This window comes from Klebsiella sp. GN_Kp190, from assembly GCF_040061795.1.
GTDB lineage: Bacteria > Pseudomonadota > Gammaproteobacteria > Enterobacterales > Enterobacteriaceae > Klebsiella > Klebsiella michiganensis.
Genome location: NZ_JBEAFN010000017.1, coordinates 1 through 16,165 on the forward strand (window position 1 = coordinate 1; position 16,165 = coordinate 16,165).

The 16,165-nt window shown below is 58.5% G+C and carries 12 protein-coding genes; 6 read left to right on the top strand and 6 right to left on the bottom strand.

All coding sequences use genetic code 11. The features are described 5' to 3' along the window. Nucleotides 1–214 precede the first annotated feature (214 nt). The 6 genes from ebgA (at nt 215) to ygjK (ending at nt 10,412) form a co-directional block, all read left to right on the top strand. A complete protein-coding gene (gene ebgA, locus ABLU67_RS12875; RefSeq protein ID WP_348852323.1) occupies nt 215–3,307 on the top strand; it encodes a beta-galactosidase subunit alpha in 3,093 nt (1,030 codons plus the stop codon). Next, nucleotides 3,304–3,753, top strand: a complete 450-nt coding sequence (locus tag ABLU67_RS12880; RefSeq protein WP_128696526.1) for a beta-galactosidase subunit beta — start codon at nt 3,304–3,306, stop codon at nt 3,751–3,753. Before ebgA ends, ABLU67_RS12880 begins: the two co-directional genes overlap by 4 nt. Before the next feature lie 93 nt (nt 3,754–3,846). Continuing rightward, nucleotides 3,847–5,280 (top strand): amino acid permease, encoded by a 1,434-nt coding sequence (locus ABLU67_RS12885; RefSeq protein WP_014226913.1) that lies wholly within the window; start codon nt 3,847–3,849, stop codon nt 5,278–5,280. A gap of 227 nt (nt 5,281–5,507) precedes the next feature. Beyond that, nucleotides 5,508–6,941 (top strand): amino acid permease, encoded by a 1,434-nt coding sequence (locus ABLU67_RS12890; protein ID WP_154905612.1) that lies wholly within the window; start codon nt 5,508–5,510, stop codon nt 6,939–6,941. A 46-nt stretch (nt 6,942–6,987) separates the two neighbouring features. Continuing rightward, nucleotides 6,988–8,046 (top strand): protein YgjJ, encoded by a 1,059-nt coding sequence (gene ygjJ, locus ABLU67_RS12895; protein ID WP_064404288.1) that lies wholly within the window; start codon nt 6,988–6,990, stop codon nt 8,044–8,046. A 17-nt stretch (nt 8,047–8,063) separates the two neighbouring features. Continuing rightward, complete coding sequence (gene ygjK / locus ABLU67_RS12900; RefSeq protein ID WP_265837245.1) at nt 8,064–10,412, top strand: alpha-glucosidase; 2,349 nt, start codon at nt 8,064–8,066, stop codon at nt 10,410–10,412. A gap of 39 nt (nt 10,413–10,451) precedes the next feature. Here ygjK and lsrG read toward each other — a convergent pair whose 3' ends face one another. From lsrG to lsrA, 6 genes are read right to left on the bottom strand one after another with little or no spacing between them, the layout of a single operon-like run. Then, entirely contained in the window at nt 10,452–10,748 is a 297-nt protein-coding gene (lsrG, locus tag ABLU67_RS12905; RefSeq protein ID WP_004854408.1) for a (4S)-4-hydroxy-5-phosphonooxypentane-2,3-dione isomerase, read from the bottom strand. Then, nucleotides 10,745–11,632: a 3-hydroxy-5-phosphonooxypentane-2,4-dione thiolase gene (gene lsrF, locus ABLU67_RS12910; RefSeq protein WP_004125444.1), complete on the bottom strand. Its 888-nt coding sequence runs from the start codon at nt 11,630–11,632 to the stop codon at nt 10,745–10,747. The genes lsrG and lsrF overlap by 4 nt, the downstream gene beginning before the upstream one ends. An 11-nt stretch (nt 11,633–11,643) precedes the next feature. Further along, nucleotides 11,644–12,645: an autoinducer 2 ABC transporter substrate-binding protein LsrB gene (gene lsrB, locus ABLU67_RS12915; protein WP_025108305.1), complete on the bottom strand. Its 1,002-nt coding sequence runs from the start codon at nt 12,643–12,645 to the stop codon at nt 11,644–11,646. A 1-nt stretch (nt 12,646) separates the two neighbouring features. Beyond that, the gene (lsrD, locus tag ABLU67_RS12920) at nt 12,647–13,639 is read right to left on the bottom strand and encodes an autoinducer 2 ABC transporter permease LsrD (protein WP_014226923.1); all 993 of its coding nucleotides are present in this window, start codon (nt 13,637–13,639) and stop codon (nt 12,647–12,649) included. Further along, a complete protein-coding gene (gene lsrC, locus ABLU67_RS12925; protein WP_109241067.1) occupies nt 13,640–14,674 on the bottom strand; it encodes an autoinducer 2 ABC transporter permease LsrC in 1,035 nt (344 codons plus the stop codon). Continuing rightward, nucleotides 14,671–16,158 carry an autoinducer 2 ABC transporter ATP-binding protein LsrA gene (gene lsrA / locus ABLU67_RS12930; protein WP_224373420.1) on the bottom strand — a complete coding sequence of 496 codons (1,488 nt, stop codon included), beginning with the start codon at nt 16,156–16,158 and terminating at the stop codon, nt 14,671–14,673. The genes lsrC and lsrA overlap by 4 nt, the downstream gene beginning before the upstream one ends. Nucleotides 16,159–16,165 lie beyond the last annotated feature (7 nt).

Below are 16,165 nucleotides of genomic sequence, written 5' to 3' on the forward strand. Positions count from 1 at the left end.
TGCCCGGGCTACGGGTTCACCGCCGTCTGCCAAACGGTAGCCCGGACAGATGCGCAGCATCGCCTCCGGGAATGTCCCCTTCCCGACGCCAACCGCAGGCGCCCGGTCACGCTCATTTTGTGATCGAGTTAAAGTAAATCGCTCCCGGCGGTTTTATTTAGTAAAAGTTTTACTAAAATAACCTCTATCCGTTTAGTCCGTTCAGGGAGGCGATATGAATCGCTGGGAAAATCTTCAACTCACTCATGAAAACCGGCTGCCTCCGCGCGCCTATTTCTTCTCTTACGATTCGCAGGCCCAGGCGCGAACCTTCGCCCGTGAAACCAGCAGCCGCTTTTTGTCCCTTAGCGGACAGTGGAACTTCTGCTTCTTTAACAACCCGCTGCGGGTGCCGGAAGCGTTCACCTCGCAATACATGAGCGACTGGGGGCCGATTACCGTACCGGGAATGTGGCAGATGGAAGGCCACGGCCAGCTACAGTACACCGACGAAGGCTTTCCTTTCCCGATTGACGTTCCCTACGTGCCGACCGACAACCCTACCGGCGCCTATCAGCGCATCTTTACCCTCAGCGAGGGCTGGCAGGGCCAGCAGACCCTGATTAAATTTGATGGCGTCGAAACCTATTTTGAAGTGTACGTTAACGGTCAGTACATCGGTTTCAGCAAAGGCAGCCGCCTGACGGCGGAGTTTGATATTAGTCACGCGGTAAAAATCGGCGACAACCTGCTTTGCGTGCGCGTCATGCAGTGGGCGGACTCCACCTATATAGAAGATCAGGATATGTGGTGGTCGGCGGGTATCTTCCGCGACGTGTATCTGGTGGGCAAAAACCCGCTTCACGTCCAGGACTTCACTCTGCGCACCGATTTTAACGATGACTACGTCGACGCCACGCTCTCCTGCCAGCTGGTGCTGGAAAATCTCGCCGCGCAGCCGGACGCAGCGACGCTGGAATACGCGCTGTTCGACGGCGAAAAGGTACTGTATGAAGGCGCAACGCCGCGCCTGAGCGTCAGCCAGCTGCTGAACGTCGACTTTGCGATCGACGTGAAGGCGCCGCAGCAGTGGTCGGCAGAAAATCCCTGGCTCTATCACCTGGTGATGACGCTGAAAAACGCCGCCGGGGAGATTATCGAAGTTATCCCGCAGCGCGTCGGTTTTCGCGATATCAAAGTGCGCAACGGCCTGTTCTATATCAATAACCGCTACGTGATGCTCCACGGCGTTAACCGTCACGACAACGACCATCTGAAGGGCCGCGCCGTAGGGATGGATCGCGTTGAGAAAGATCTGCTGCTGATGAAGCAGCACAATATCAACTCAGTACGTACCGCCCACTACCCCAACGACCCGCGTTTCTATGAGATGTGCGACATTTACGGCCTGTTCGTGATGGCGGAAACCGATGTCGAATCCCACGGCTTCGCCAACGTCGGCAACCTGAGCGCCATCACCGATGACCCGGCATGGGAGCATATTTACGTTGAGCGGATCGTGCGCCACGTCCACGCGCAGAAAAACCATCCGTCGATCGTCATCTGGTCGCTGGGCAACGAGTCCGGCTACGGCTGCAACATTCGCGCGATGTATCACGCCGCTAAGGCGATCGATGATACCCGGCTGGTGCATTACGAAGAGGATCGCGACGCGGAGGTGGTGGATATCATCTCCACCATGTATACCCGCGTACCGCTGATGAACGAATTTGGGGAATATCCGCATGCCAAGCCGCGGATTATCTGCGAATACGCCCATGCGATGGGCAACGGTCCCGGCGGGCTGAGCGAATACCAGAACGTGTTCTATCAACATGACAGTATTCAGGGCCACTACGTATGGGAGTGGTGCGATCACGGAATCCAGGCCACCGACGACAGCGGCGCGGTATGGTACAAATTCGGCGGCGACTACGGCGACTATCCTAATAACTACAACTTCTGCCTCGACGGGCTGATTTTCTCCGACCAGACGCCTGGACCCGGGCTCAGAGAGTACAAGCAGGTTATCGCCCCGGTAAAAGTTCAGGCGACCGACATCGCCCGCGGCGAACTGCGCATCGATAATAAGCTCTGGTTCTCGACCCTCGATGACTACACCCTGCGCGTGGAAGTGCGCGCCGAGGGGGCTACGCTTGCCAGCCAGCAGCTTAAGGTGCGCGATCTTGCGCCAAACAGCGGCCGCGATATCACTATCGACCTGCCGGAGCTGGACGGTCGCGAAACCTTCGTCAACATCATGGTAACCAAAGATTCCCGTACGCCGTACAGCGAGGCCAACCATCCGATCGCCGTTTACCAGTTTCGGCTTAAGGAGCAGACCACAGCGAAAGCGCCGCTGATAAATGCCAGCGCAACCCCGCTACGGATAGTTGATGAACGACTGAGCTACAGCATCACCGGGCATAACTTCCGCGTGGTCTTCTCTAAAGTCAGCGGCAAACTGAGCGAATGGCAGGTGAACGGCGTAGACCAGGTGACCCGTGAGCCGAAGATTAACTTCTTCAAGCCAATGATTGATAACCACAAGCAGGAATACGAAGGGCTGTGGCAGCCCAATCATCTGCAAATCATGCAGGAGCATCTGCGCGAATTCAGCGCCGAGCAGCGCGACGATACGGTGATTATCACCGCCCGCAGCATCATCGCCCCGCCGGTTTTCGATTTCGGCATGCGCTGCACCTATCGCTGGCAGATTACCCCGCAGGGCCATATTAACGTTGAGCTTGCGGGCGAACGTTACGGCGACTATCCGCACATCGTGCCGTGCATCGGTTTTATGCTGGGCATTAACGGCCAGTTTGAACAGGTGGATTACTACGGTCGCGGTCCCGGCGAAAACTACGCCGACAGCCAGCAGAGCAACATCATTGACCTCTGGCGCACCACCGTGGACGACATGTTCGTGAACTATCCGTTCCCGCAGAACAACGGCAACCGCCAGCACGTCCGCTGGGCCGCGTTTACCGACCGTCACGGCAGCGGTCTGATGGTGGTCCCGCGCGATCCGCTCAACATCAGCGCCTGGCACTATACGGCGGAGAATCTGCACGCCGCGCAGCACTGTAACGAACTGCGTCGCAGCGATGACATCACCCTGAATATCGACGCCCAACTGCTCGGCCTGGGCTCTAACTCCTGGGGGAGCGAGGTGCTGGATAGCTGGCGGGTCTGGCTCAAACCGTTCAACTATGGCTTTACGCTGCTGCCGCTGGAAGGCGGGAGCGCTTCCTCGCAGACGCTGGCGAATCATAGCTTTGGCGCCGGTTTCTTTTCCTCCGATTCACACAGCGAGGCTGAAAAATGAGAATTCTCAATAATTTAGAACAGTTTAAGCAAATTTATCACAGTGGGCGTAAATGGCAGCGCTGCGTAGAAGCGATTAATAACATCGACAATATTCGGCCCGGGGTGGCCCACTCTATCGGCGATTCGCTCTCCTATCGCGTGGCAAGCGACAGCACCACGGATGCGCTGTTCGTTGGCAACCGCCGCTATTTCGAGGTGCATTACTACCTTCAGGGTCAGCAAAAAATTGAGTTTGCCGCCAAAGAGCAGCTGCAGACCGTGGCCTGCTATCGCGATGAAACCGACCGTGAATATTTGAAAGGTATTGGTGAAACCGTGCAGGTTCACGAAGGACAAATGGTGATTTGCGACACCCATGAAGCCTATCGCTTTATCTGCGACTCGCCGGTCAAAAAGGTGGTGCTCAGAGTAACTATCGAAGACGGCTACTTCCTGAATAAGTAAGCCCGCGTGAAGCAAGATGAGGCCAGCGGATCGACTCGCTGGCCTTCCCGGCCCTAACCCTCAATGCGGGCCAGATAATTTTTCGGAGGACTTATGTCCGAATCAGTTCGTGCCAAAATAGGTAAATTCGCCCTGCTGTCGATGGCGTTTGCCGCCGTATTTAACGTACGAAATATTGTTAATAACAACATCGAGTTAGGGCTCAGCTCCGCCCCTATCTTTCTGTTTGCGACGGTGGTCTATTTTATTCCGTTTGTGTTTATCATCGCCGAATTCGTGTCAGCGAATAAGAATTCCGAATCAGGTATGTACGCCTGGCTGAAGCAGCCTTTAGGTACCCGCGCGGCCTATCTCGGCTCGTTCCTGTACTGGTTTGTGAACCTGTTCTTTTTCCTGTCGCTGCTGCCGAACGTGGTGGCCTACGCCTCGTACGCCATTATGGGTTACGCCATTCCTTTCTCGCCGATGGTCACGTCGCTGATCTCTATCGTCCTGTTCGCCATGGCCACCCACATTTCCACTAAAGGCGCGACCTGGCTGGGGAAAATCTCCGAATGCGTGGCATATGGCGTCTTCGCGCTATTTGCGATTTACGTGGTCGGCGCTTTTACCGCGCTGGGCGCGGGCCATGTCCCCGCGCAGCCGATTACGCTGCACGCCATGGCGCCTACCATCAACTGGGCGACGCTGGGGATCATGTGCTGGATTTTCCAGGCGGCAGGCGGGGCTGAAACCGTCGCCGCGTACCTGAACGACACCAAAGGTGGGCAGAAATCGTTTATTAAAGTCATCATCACCGCCGGGATCCTGATTGGCGGCATGTACGCGCTGGGCTCTTTGCTGGTCAACGTCTTTGTGGCACGTGAAGATCTGACCTATGCGGCCGGCATGGTGGAAATCTTCACCGGCCTCGGCGCCTATTTCCATATTTCAGAAGCGCTGATGGGCCGCTTCGTCGGCATCATTCTGTTTATCGCCATTTTCGGTAGCATGATGATGTGGACCGCCGCACCGGTAAAAATTCACTTCTCTGAAATTCCTGCCGGCATCTATGGCAAAAAAACAACCGAGCTGAACGTCCACGGCGTGCCGGTGCGCGCCGCCTGGTGGCAATTTGTCTTCGTCTTTCTGATGCTCATCGTAAACGGTTTCGGCTCCGCCAGCGTTCAGCAAATGATGAACACCGCTATCAACCTGACCGCGGGTACCGCGATGCTACCACCGCTGTTTATCATGGCCGCCTACTTTGTTTTCCGCTGGAAACACGACGACACGCCGCGCGACTTCCGCATGGGGTCACGAAAGGTTGGGATGGCCGTGGTGTCGATGCTGATGGTGATTTTCCTGGTCAGCATGACCGCCTCGGCTTTCCCACCGGGGGTCGATCTGGTGAATGCCTTCTTCATTAACGTCTTTATGACCGCAGTCTTCTCCGGACTCGCGTGGTGGTGGATAACCCGCTTTGAGAAAAAACAGCGCAAGAGCCAGCCATCGGTGCTGAAATCAGCGGTAAATCCGGTGAAATAAGCGACCGTTCCTCCCGCCAGCGTTAAATCGTCTGGCGGTTTTTTTTACCCGCCAGCCAGGATCTCGCGCTCAACCATTTTCGTGATCGAGTTAAAGCAATTCATTTTTACCGCTTTTATTTACTAAAATTTTTACTAAAATTAACCACAATACTTAACTACCTCTACCCTACAAACAACACAATCCCCTTCGGCCATTCTCTGAAGGACAATGTGTGGAGATGTGTTATGTCTGATATCAAACGTAATACCATCGGCAAGTTCGGCCTGCTGTCGCTGACCTTCGCCGCCGTCTTCAGTTTTAACAACGTGATCAATAACAATATTGAGCTGGGGCTGGCGTCGGCGCCGATGTTCTTCCTCGCGACCCTGCTCTACTTCGTTCCTTTCTGCCTGATCATCGCGGAATTCGTTTCGCTGAATAAAAACTCCGAAGCGGGGGTTTATGCGTGGGTAAAAAGCTCCCTCGGCGGGCGCTGGGCCTTTATTACCGCCTACACCTACTGGTTCGTGAATCTGTTCTTTTTCACCTCGCTGCTGCCGAGAGTCATCGCGTATGCCTCCTACGCCTTCCTCGGCTACGAGTACATTCTGACGCCCGTCGCCACCACGATGTTGAGCATGGCGCTGTTCGCCCTGTCGACCTGGGTGTCCACCAACGGCGCAAAAATGCTGGGTCCTATTACCTCGGTGACCTCGTCGTTAATGCTGCTGCTGACGCTCTCCTACATTCTGCTTTCCGGCAGCGCGCTGGTAGGCGGTATTCAGCCAGCGGATCCGATTACCGTGGACGCAATGATCCCGAACTTTAACTGGGCGTTCCTCGGCATCACCACCTGGATCTTTATGGCGGCCGGCGGGGCGGAGTCCGTCGCGGTGTACGTCAATGACGTGAAAGGCGGATCGAAATCATTCGTTAAGGTCATTATCCTCGCCGGGATCGTGATTGGCGTGCTGTACTCCATTTCCTCGGTGCTGATTAACGTGTTTATCAGCAGTAAAGCGCTGAAATATACCGGCGGATCGGTACAGGTCTTCCACGGCATGGCGGTCTGGTTTGGCCTGCCGGAAATCGTGGTCAACCGTTTTGTCGGCCTGGTCTCCTTTACCGCCATGTTTGGTTCGTTATTAATGTGGACCGCGACGCCGGTCAAAATCTTTTTCTCCGAAATCCCGGCCGGCATATTTGGTAAAAAAACCGTCGAGCTCAATCAAAACGGCGTACCGGCGCGCGCGGCGTGGATCCAGTTCCTGATTGTGATTCCGCTGATGATTATCCCGATGATGGGCTCCAGTACCGTGCAGGATTTAATGAACACCATCATCAACATGACCGCCGCCGCCTCGATGCTGCCGCCGCTGTTTATCATGCTGGCGTATCTCAACCTGCGCCGCAGGCTCGATCATCTGCCGCGCGATTTTAAAATGGGCTCACGCACCACCGGTATTACGGTGGTCTCGATGCTGATTGTTATTTTCGCTATCGGCTTCGTCGCCTCAACCTTTCCCACCGGCGGCAATATTCTGACCATTATTTTCTATAACGTCGGCGGCATTGTTATCTTCCTCGGATTTGCGTGGTGGAAATACAGCAAATACGTGAAGGGATTAACGGTAGAAGAAAAAAGAATTGAAGCGGCGCCGGCTTCCGACGCGTCATAAGCCATTTTCCCTAAAATAATAAATTACAATATCTCTTAATAATGCGATGAAAAAGAATAACTTGATTTACGGGGCGCTTGCCGCCCTGGCCTTCTGCACACCTGCCGTAGCGGCTGATGTTGCTCACCCGGCGGAACATGATGATATGAAAACGCCTCAACTGAGCGCCACTTCCTATCGTTTTTACGGTGAACTGGGGGTCGGCGGATATATGGATTTAGAAGGCGAGGATAAACATAAATATAGCGATGGCACCTATATTGAAGGCGGGCTGGAAATAAAGCACGGCAGCTGGTTTGGCTTAATTTATGGCGAAGGCTGGACGGTCCAGGCCGATCGTCAGGGGAATGCCTGGGTACCGGACCACGGCTGGGGCGGATTTGAAGGTGGAATAAACCGCCTCTACGGCGGATATAAAACCGATAGCAGCACCGAGATTATGCTCAGCCTGCGCCAGGATTCATCGCTCGACGATCTGCAGTGGTGGGGCGATTTTACACCCGACCTCGGCTACGTGATCCCCAATACGCGCGATATTATGTACGCGCTCAAGGTGCAGAACCTGGCGGGAGATTTTCGCTACAGCGTGACCGCCACGCCCGCCGGGCACCACGATGAAAGCAAAGCGTGGCTCCATTTCGGCAAATACGACCGCTACGACGATAAATATACCTACCCGGCGATGATCAACGGCTACGTCCAGTACGATATTGCCGAAAAGGTCACCTGGATGAACGGTCTTGAGCTGACCGACGGTACCGGTCAGCTCTTGTTAACCGGTATTCTCACCCCCAACCTCGCCGCCCGCGCCTGGCACCATACCGGGCGCGCCAGGGGGCAAAACGTGCCGGGAACGGAGACCGGCTTTATGGCCAGCGCCATGTATGAAGCGCTCAAGGGCGTGTATCTCTCTACCGCCTATAGCTACGCCAAACACCGCCCGGATCGCGCCGCCGAGGAAACCACCTCGTTTATGCAGTTCGGCATCTGGTACGAATATGGCGGCGGACGGTTCGCGACCGCCGCGGACAGCCGCTTCTACATGAAAAACGCCTCCGGAGACCCGAGCGACCAGGTTTTCCTGATGCAATATTTCTATTGGTAAAAAGGGATATCAATACCGTGAAAATCATCACCACTCTGACGCCGCTGGCCTGCGCCCTGCTGCTAAGCTTTTCCGCTCACGCGCTGACCGCGGATGACTTTAAAAATGTTATCAACCGCAGCGGCGCGCCGCAGGCGATGCAGGATTTCGATGGCGACGACCACCAGCGTTTCAACCCGTTTTTCGATTTGGGCGCATGGCATGGGCATCTGCTGCCGGACGGTCCAGCCACCATGGGCAGCTTTCCGGGGCCCGCGCTGCTCACCGAGGAGTACATCAACTTTATGGCGACCCATTTCGATCGCCTGACGGTGTACCAGAACGGCAAAAAAGTGGCCTTCACCATGCAGGCCTGGAGCCTGCCCGGGGCGCTGGTGCAAACGCTCTCCGCGCCCGGCGTACAGATCGAGATGACCCTGCGTTTTGCCAGCGCGCACACGTCTTTACTGGAGACTAAAATCACCAGCAGCGGTCCGCTTAAGCTGGTCTGGGACGGCGAGCTGCTGGAGACGCTCTCCGCCAAAGAGGGGAAACCGCAGTCAACGCAAACCATCGACCAGGCCTTCCCGGACTATCAGCGCCGCCTGAGCGCGACCCACGACGGACTGACGGTCAGCTTCGGTAAAGTCCGTTCCGCATCGGATTTAATGACATCCGGCGAATCGCAGTATCAGATCCATCGCTCACTGCCGACGGTCACCCAAATCGATGGCCATCGATTCACCAGCAGCGCGCAAATCAACGGCTCGACCACGTTCTATACCACCTATTCGCACCTGCTGAACGCCGAGCAGGTGCGCCTTGAGAAAGCGCAAATCCGCGATATTCTGGCGCGACCGGCGCACTATCTGCGCGCTTCCGAGGCGCGCTGGAACGGCTATCTGCAAAAGGGGCTGACCAATCCTGATGCCACGGCGCAGCAAACCCGGGTGGCGGTGAAAGCGATCGAAACCCTTAACGGCAACTGGCGCGCGCCGGGCGGCGCCGTTAAGCACAACACCGTCACGCCGTCGGTAACCGGGCGCTGGTTCTCCGGCAACCAGACCTGGCCGTGGGATACCTGGAAGCAGGCCTACGCCATGGCCCACTTCAACCCGGAGATCGCGAAAGAGAACATCCGCGCCGTCTTCTCCTGGCAGATTGCCGCCGACGATAAAGTGCGGCCGCAGGATGCCGGGTTCATTCCGGATCTGATCGCCTGGAACCTGAGCCCGGAGCGCGGCGGCGACGGCAGCAACTGGAACGAGCGGAATACCAAACCGAGCCTGGCGGCCTGGTCGGTGATGGAAGTCTATAACGTCACGAAAGATAAAGCCTGGCTGGCGGAAATGTACCCGAAGCTGGTGGCCTACCATGACTGGTGGCTGCGCAACCGCGACCACAACGGCAACGGCGTGCCGGAGTACGGTGCGACCCGCGATAAAGCGCACAACACCGCCGATGGCGCGATGCTGTTTACCGTGAAAAAGGGCGATAAAGAACGGACGCTTTCCGGCCTGAAAACCTACGAGCAGGTGACGGCGAAGGGCGATTACGACAGCCTGGAGATCCCGGCACAGGTGGCCGCCTCCTGGGAGTCGGGGCGCGACGACGCGGCGGTCTTCGGCTTTATCGATAAAGATCAGCTAGATAAATACATCGCCGACGGCGGCAAACGCAGCGACTGGACGGTGAAATTTGCTGAAAACCGGGATAAAAGCGGCAATCTGCTCGGCTATTCGCTGCTGCAGGAGTCGGTCGATCAGGCCAGCTATATGTACAGCGACAACCACTATCTGGCGGAAATGGCGACCCTTCTCGGCAAGCCGGAGGAGGCAAAACGCTACCGGGCGCTGGCGCAAAAGCTCGCCGACTATATCAACACCTGCATGTTCGACCCGCAGAGCAAATTCTATTACGACATTCGCATTGAAGCACAGCCGCTGGCAAACGGCTGTGCCGGTAAGCCGATCGTCGAGCGTGGCAAAGGGCCGGAGGGCTGGTCGCCGCTGTTCAACGGCGCGGCCACTCAGGCGCATGCCGATGACGTCATTTCGGTGATGCTGGACAACAAAGAGTTCAATACTTTCGTACCGCTGGGTACCGCCGCATTAACGAATCCGGCGTTTGGCGCGGATATTTACTGGCGCGGCCGCGTGTGGGTGGACCAGTTCTGGTTCGGCCTGAAAGGGATGGAGCGCTACGGCCACCGCGAAGAGGCGCTGCAGCTGGCGGGCGCCTTCTTCAGGCACGCCCGGGGGTTAACCTCCGATGGCCCGATTCAGGAGAACTACAATCCGCTCACCGGCGCTCAGCAGGGCGCGCCGAACTTCTCCTGGAGCGCGGCGCATCTGTACATGCTGTATAACGAGTTTTTCCGTAAGTAGCTACGATGTCCCCTCACCCCGCCGGGGTGAGGGCTCGTCTTACACCTCCGGCAGCAGGCCGATAAAGCTGCGCTTCTGCCGCGGCTGCGACATCAGCGCCTCCAGCTTCGCCACGCAGGCCAGATAGTGCGGGGTTTTCTTGTGCGCCAGCACCGCGTCATCGTCGATATAGGCTTCATAGATAAAAAAGCGCGTCTTCACCTCCGGGTCCTGCAGGACGTCAAAGCGCAGATTGCCCGGCTCCTGCAGCGCCCCTTCGTGGTTGGCGCGGAACACCTCAAGAAACTCGTCGACCCGTTCCGGTTTGATATTGATTTCTACCAGCGTTACGTTCATTGCAGCTCTCCCTGTTTTTCCTCCTGCCAGAACTGATACGCCTCGCGGGCGCTCAGGTTCTCATGCACCACTTTTTTCACCGCCTTCAGCATCGCGCGCGGCGCGCTGGACTGGAAGATATTCCGCCCCATATCCACGCCGGAAGCCCCCTGGTCGATCGCCCGCCAGCACATCTCCAGCGCCTCCTGCTCCGGCAGCTTTTTGCCCCCGGCGATGACGATCGGCACCGGGCAGCTGGCGGTGACTTTCTCAAAGCCTTCCTCAACAAAGTAGGTTTTCACGAACTGCGCCCCCATTTCGGCGGCAATGCGGCTGGCCAGCGAGAAGTAGCGGGCGTCGCGGGTCATCTCTTTGCCCACGCCGGTTACCGCCAGCACCGGCATACCGTAGCGGTTGCCGGCGTCCACCAGCTTGATAATGTTGTTGATCGACTGATGCTCATGCTCGCTGCCGATATAGACCTGCGCCGCCACCGCGCAGACGTTCAGGCGCAGCGCGTCCTCCATCGCCACCGCCACGCACTCGTTGGAAAGTTCGCTGAGGATCGAGTTGCCGCCGGAAGCGCGCAGCACCACCGGTTTGTTGGTCGCCGCCGGCACCTGACTGCGCAGCACGCCGCGGGTGCACATCAGCACGTCGGTCTCTTCGAACAACGGCGCAATAGAGAGATCGATACGCTCCAGCCCGGTGGTCGGCCCCTGAAAATAGCCGTGGTCGAACGCCAGCATCACCGTACGGTTGCTCTGCGGGTTGAAGATACGCGCCAGCCGCGACTGCATCCCCCACTCCAGCGACCCGCAGCCCTTCAGCGTATAGAGCGTATTCTGCTGCGGACGGTCTAAGCCGAAGTTTTTTCCCTCTTTGATATCGTCTAAATCAGCCATCTCATTCTCCATCAGAAATCGTAGTTATTGATATTCTCTTTGGTGAACACCACCCGCTCCGGCAGCAGCACGATGCCGTTGCCTTTCGCTTCATACTGATAGCCCTGTACGCTGTTGGGCTCGACTTTCAGGACGCCGAGATCTTTCACATCAACGCTGTCGCCGACGTTAAGATCGCCCTTTTTCAGCAGACGATCGGCGACGTTAACCGCGATCTTGCCCTGCTGCACCACGTCCCACAGGCCGAAGGCTTTTACCGTGCCGCGCTCCACGTAGGGGCGCATCACGTTCGGGGTACTAAAGCCGACAATCGCCACGCCCTGGCGCTTGAGGTTCTCTGCCGCCTGGGCGGCCGCCGGAAGCGCGTTGGCGTCCGGGGCGATAATGGCGTCGAGATCCGGGTACGCTTTTAAGATCCCCTCGGCGGTTTGCAGCGATTTAGTGGCGTCGTTATAGCCAAACTGCGTGGTCACCACTTCCCACTGCGGATGCGCTTTTTCGATTTTGGCCTTCGCCTCTTTTACCCACTGGTTCTGGTCGGTCACCGTCGGGCTGGAGTAGAAAAACGCCACTTTGGCGCCAGGCTTCGTCACCTGCTTTTCCGCCATCTCCACCAGCAGGCCGCCGAGCTGCTGCGGCGTCCCCTGGTTGATATAGATGCTGCGGCACTCTGGTTTGGTATCGGAGTCCCAGGTCAGGACCTTCACCCCGCGCTGCATCGCCCGCTTCAGCGCCGGGCACAGCCCGTCCGGCGATACGGCGGAGACGATAATCGCGTTGTAGCCCTGGTTGACGAAGTTGTTGATCAGCTGCACCTGGCCGGAGACGCTCGGTTCGGTCGGGCCGTCGTAGGTGACGTCCACGCCGAGCGCTTTGCCCGCCTCTTTCGCGCCGTTACCGCCGCTGGTAAAGAAGCCGACGCCAACCAGCTTAGGAATAAAGGCGATACGGTCCGCCGCCTGGGCCGATGCCATACCCAGCGCCATCGCCAGCACGATCAGTTTTGTTTTCATTTTATGCTCCGATTGTTTTACGCGAGAAAAGACGCCGCCAGCTCATCCGCACCCATTCACGGTGCAGGCTCAGCGAACGCCCCATCACCACCACAACCAACAGCGCCCCTGACAGCGCGCTCGACACCTGGTTGGGGATGCCGACCATTTGCAAACCTTGTTGTAAATAGCCCACCAGCAGCGCGGCCAGCGCCGTGCCGACGATCGAGCCGGAACCGCCGTAGATATTGGCCCCGCCGAGCACCGCGGCGGTCAACGCCGGCATCAGCAGGTCGCGGCCTAAGTCCGAGCGCGCCGAGCCGAAATAGGAGACCATCACCAGCGCCGCTACCGCCGACGCCACGCCCACCAGGCCATACAGCGCGTAGGGCATCCCGTTAACGGAAAGCGCGGCGTAGCGCGCGGCGCGCGGGTTCTGCCCGAGCAGAAAAAGATGCCGCCCAAAGCGCCCGCGGTGGGCCAGCAGCCAGAAGAAAAAGGTGATAACGGCGAACAGCACCAGCGGTATCGGCAGGCCGAACAGGGTCAGGTTGGCGAAGGCGGTAAAGCTATCCGGGAATCCGCCGATGCCTTCGTAGCCGGTTGCCCCGGCCATGCCAGAAAGCAGCAGCGCGCCGCCGCCGTAGAGGTACAGGGTGCCGAGCGTAATCACCAGCGGGCTAATGCCGGTGTAATGAATCAGCGCCGCGTTCAGCAACCCGCACAGCAGGCCGAGCAGCAGCGTCAGGGGGATCGCGAGGCTCATGGGCCAGCCCGCCTGCATCATCACCCCCAGCGCGATGGCGCACAGGCCGATGGTGGAACCGAGCGAAATATCAATCCCGCCGCTGATAATTACTAGCGTCAGCGGCAGCGCCACGATGCCAATGCAGATAAAGTCGCTGGTGCTGAACAGCAGCATATTGAGATCCAGCATGCGCGGATTCAGGGCGCCAAACAGCAGGATCTCCAGCACCAGTAGCGCCAGCAGCGCGCTTTCCCAGTTGAGCTTCATTTACGCCACCTCTTTGTTTTTGCGTTCGGGAAACGGGGCCACTCGCTTGCCCCCTTTATTACCGGGCTGAAAGCGGCTGTACTTCAGTGCCCGCTGATGGCGGGCCAGCGCCTGACGCAGCCGCCCGTCGAGCACCAGTACGCCGAGCAGCACCAGGCCGGCGATGAAGTCGTTCCACCACGCCGGGAGACGGAACAGCACCAGCACGGTGTCAATTTGAGTGAGGAAGAAGGCGCCGAGAAAAGCGCCCAGCAGCGTGCCGGTACCGCCAAGCAGCGAGATCCCGCCGAGCACGCAGGCGGCGATGGCCTTCATCTCCAGGCCGCTGCCGGTCTGATTGGGCACAAAGCCAATCTGCGCGGCGAACACAATCCCGGCGCAGGCCGCCAGCATGCCGTTAAGGGTAAATGCCAGCATCCGCGTGCGGTTCACCGCCACCCCGAGCTGGCGGGCCGCGGCGAGGTTATCGCCGACGGCGTAAAAATCACGGCCAAAGGCGGTGCGCGACAGTATCCAGCCGCCCGCCAGCAGCAGCGCCAGCACCAGCCAGCCCAGCGGCGAAATACCGACGAACGCCGGCTCCGACAGCGCCTTCAGGCTGTTCGGCAAGCCTTCAATCCACTTACCGCCGGTCCACAGCAGCATCACCCCGCGATAGAGCCCGAGGGTGCCGAGGGTGGCGACAATCGCCGGGATGCGCAGCCCCACCACCAGTAGGCCGTTAAAGGCGCCGGCCAGCGCGCCGATCGCCAGCGCGAAGGCGATGGCGGTCATCAGGCCATACCCGCTATTCAGCGCCACGCCTGTCGCGATAGCGCTCAGGCCGACGGTGGAGCCTACCGAAACGTCGATATTGCGGGTCAGCATCACCAGCGTCGCCCCCAGCGCCAGCAGGCAAAGGATCTGCGCGCTGGCAAAGATCATAGCCAGGGTTTGCAAACTGAAATAAGCCGGGTTGAGCGCCACCAGCCCGGCAAACAGCACCACGATGGCGAGAAAGGCGCTCAGTTCACGATTCTTTAATAACGTTTTCATGCCTGTCCTCCGAAGGCCAGGGTCATCATCCGGTCAACGCTGACCGCCTGCTGCGCCAGCTCGCCGCTCTGCCTGCCCTGATGCATCACCAGCACCCGATCGGCCAGGCCAACGAACTCGTCGAGATCGCTGGAGATCATCAATACCGCCACGTTCTGCGCGGCGACGCTTTTCAACAGCTGATAGATGTCGGCGCGGGCGGAAACGTCCACGCCGCGGGTCGGCTCATCGACGATCAGCAGCAGCGGGTTAGCCTCCAGGCAGCGCGCCAGCAGTACCTTCTGCTGGTTACCGCCGGAGAGCGTGCGCACCGGGCGATCGCCATCGGCCATTTTGATCCCCAGCGCCCGGTGATAGCGCTCCACCACCGCCGCTTCGCGCCTGTTCTGCTGCCACAGCGACGGCTGGTTAAACATCACCGTGTTCCAGCGCACCGGCGCATCGAGAAACAGCCCGGAAACCTGCCTGTCCTCCGGCAGATAGACCAGCCCGCAGGCCAGCCTGGCGCGCGTACTGTCGCGGCTGATATCGCGGTTTTCCAGCCATACCCGCCCGGCGCGCGCCGGTCGCAGACCGTAGAGCGTTTCGGCAAATTCGGTGCGCCCGGATCCGACCAGCCCGGCGAGGCCGACGATCTCCCCGGCGCGGATCTCCAGGTTGAGATCGATAAAACCTTCTCCGGTCAGATCTTCTACTCTAAGGACCGGGAAATCCTGCGCCTGAGTGCGGCGATTGCCCGGCAGCGCCAGCCACAGCTTTTGCGTGTCGCTCAGCGCACGATCGCGGCTGACGGGCGTCATTGCGCCGATTAGCTGGTTGTCGCCGTAGTGCGCGGTTTCCCCGCTCAGCACCACCGCGCCGTCGCGCATCACCGAGACGTGGCTGGCGACCTGGCGGATCTCCGGCAGCTTGTGCGAGATAAACACGATCCCGACGCCGAGCGCCTGCAAAGAGCGGATCTGGCGAAACAGGCGCTCGGTTTCCCCCGGCGTCAATGAGGCGGTGGGTTCATCAAGGATCAGGATCTGCGCGTCACGCATCAGCCCGCGCAGGATCTCCACCATTTGTTGGTCGGCGACTTCCAGGGTGCTGGCCGCCGCCTCAAGGTTAAGCTGGCAGCTAAGCTGCTGAAGCTTTTCCTGCAGGGGGGCCTCGGTATCCGCCCGCTTTGGCAGACGAAAAAGAATATTTTCCCGCACCGTCAGATTGGGGAATAACATCGGTTCCTGCGGCACCAGATACACGCCCTGCTGATGGGCCTGGGCGGGAGTAAGGCGCGCAAATGTACGTTCGCCGAGGATGAGCTCACCGCTGTCGGGGGTCTCTACCCCGGCGATAATCTTCATCAGCGTCGATTTTCCGGCGCCGTTACCGCCCATCAGCGCGTGCACCTGGCCGGAAAGCAGCGTGAAATCAATCTGCTTCAGCACGGTGACGCCGGAGAACTGTTTGCCGATTTGGCGAGCTTCAAGCAGTGGCTTCATCATCGCG

What these genes read in the sequence shown, in the direction of transcription:
- ebgA (WP_348852323.1), top strand. Translation starts at nt 215, where the DNA reads ATGAATCGCTGGGAAAATCTTCAACTCACTCATGAAAACCGGCTGCCT.
- ABLU67_RS12880 (WP_128696526.1), top strand. Translation starts at nt 3,304, where the DNA reads ATGAGAATTCTCAATAATTTAGAACAGTTTAAGCAAATTTATCACAGT.
- ABLU67_RS12885 (WP_014226913.1), top strand. Translation starts at nt 3,847, where the DNA reads ATGTCCGAATCAGTTCGTGCCAAAATAGGTAAATTCGCCCTGCTGTCG.
- ABLU67_RS12890 (WP_154905612.1), top strand. Translation starts at nt 5,508, where the DNA reads ATGTCTGATATCAAACGTAATACCATCGGCAAGTTCGGCCTGCTGTCG.
- ygjJ (WP_064404288.1), top strand. Translation starts at nt 6,988, where the DNA reads ATGAAAAAGAATAACTTGATTTACGGGGCGCTTGCCGCCCTGGCCTTC.
- lsrG (WP_004854408.1), bottom strand. Translation starts at nt 10,748, where the DNA reads ATGAACGTAACGCTGGTAGAAATCAATATCAAACCGGAACGGGTCGAC.
- lsrF (WP_004125444.1), bottom strand. Translation starts at nt 11,632, where the DNA reads ATGGCTGATTTAGACGATATCAAAGAGGGAAAAAACTTCGGCTTAGAC.
- lsrB (WP_025108305.1), bottom strand. Translation starts at nt 12,645, where the DNA reads ATGAAAACAAAACTGATCGTGCTGGCGATGGCGCTGGGTATGGCATCG.
- lsrD (WP_014226923.1), bottom strand. Translation starts at nt 13,639, where the DNA reads ATGAAGCTCAACTGGGAAAGCGCGCTGCTGGCGCTACTGGTGCTGGAG.
- lsrC (WP_109241067.1), bottom strand. Translation starts at nt 14,674, where the DNA reads ATGAAAACGTTATTAAAGAATCGTGAACTGAGCGCCTTTCTCGCCATC.
- lsrA (WP_224373420.1), bottom strand. Translation starts at nt 16,158, where the DNA reads ATGAAGCCACTGCTTGAAGCTCGCCAAATCGGCAAACAGTTCTCCGGC.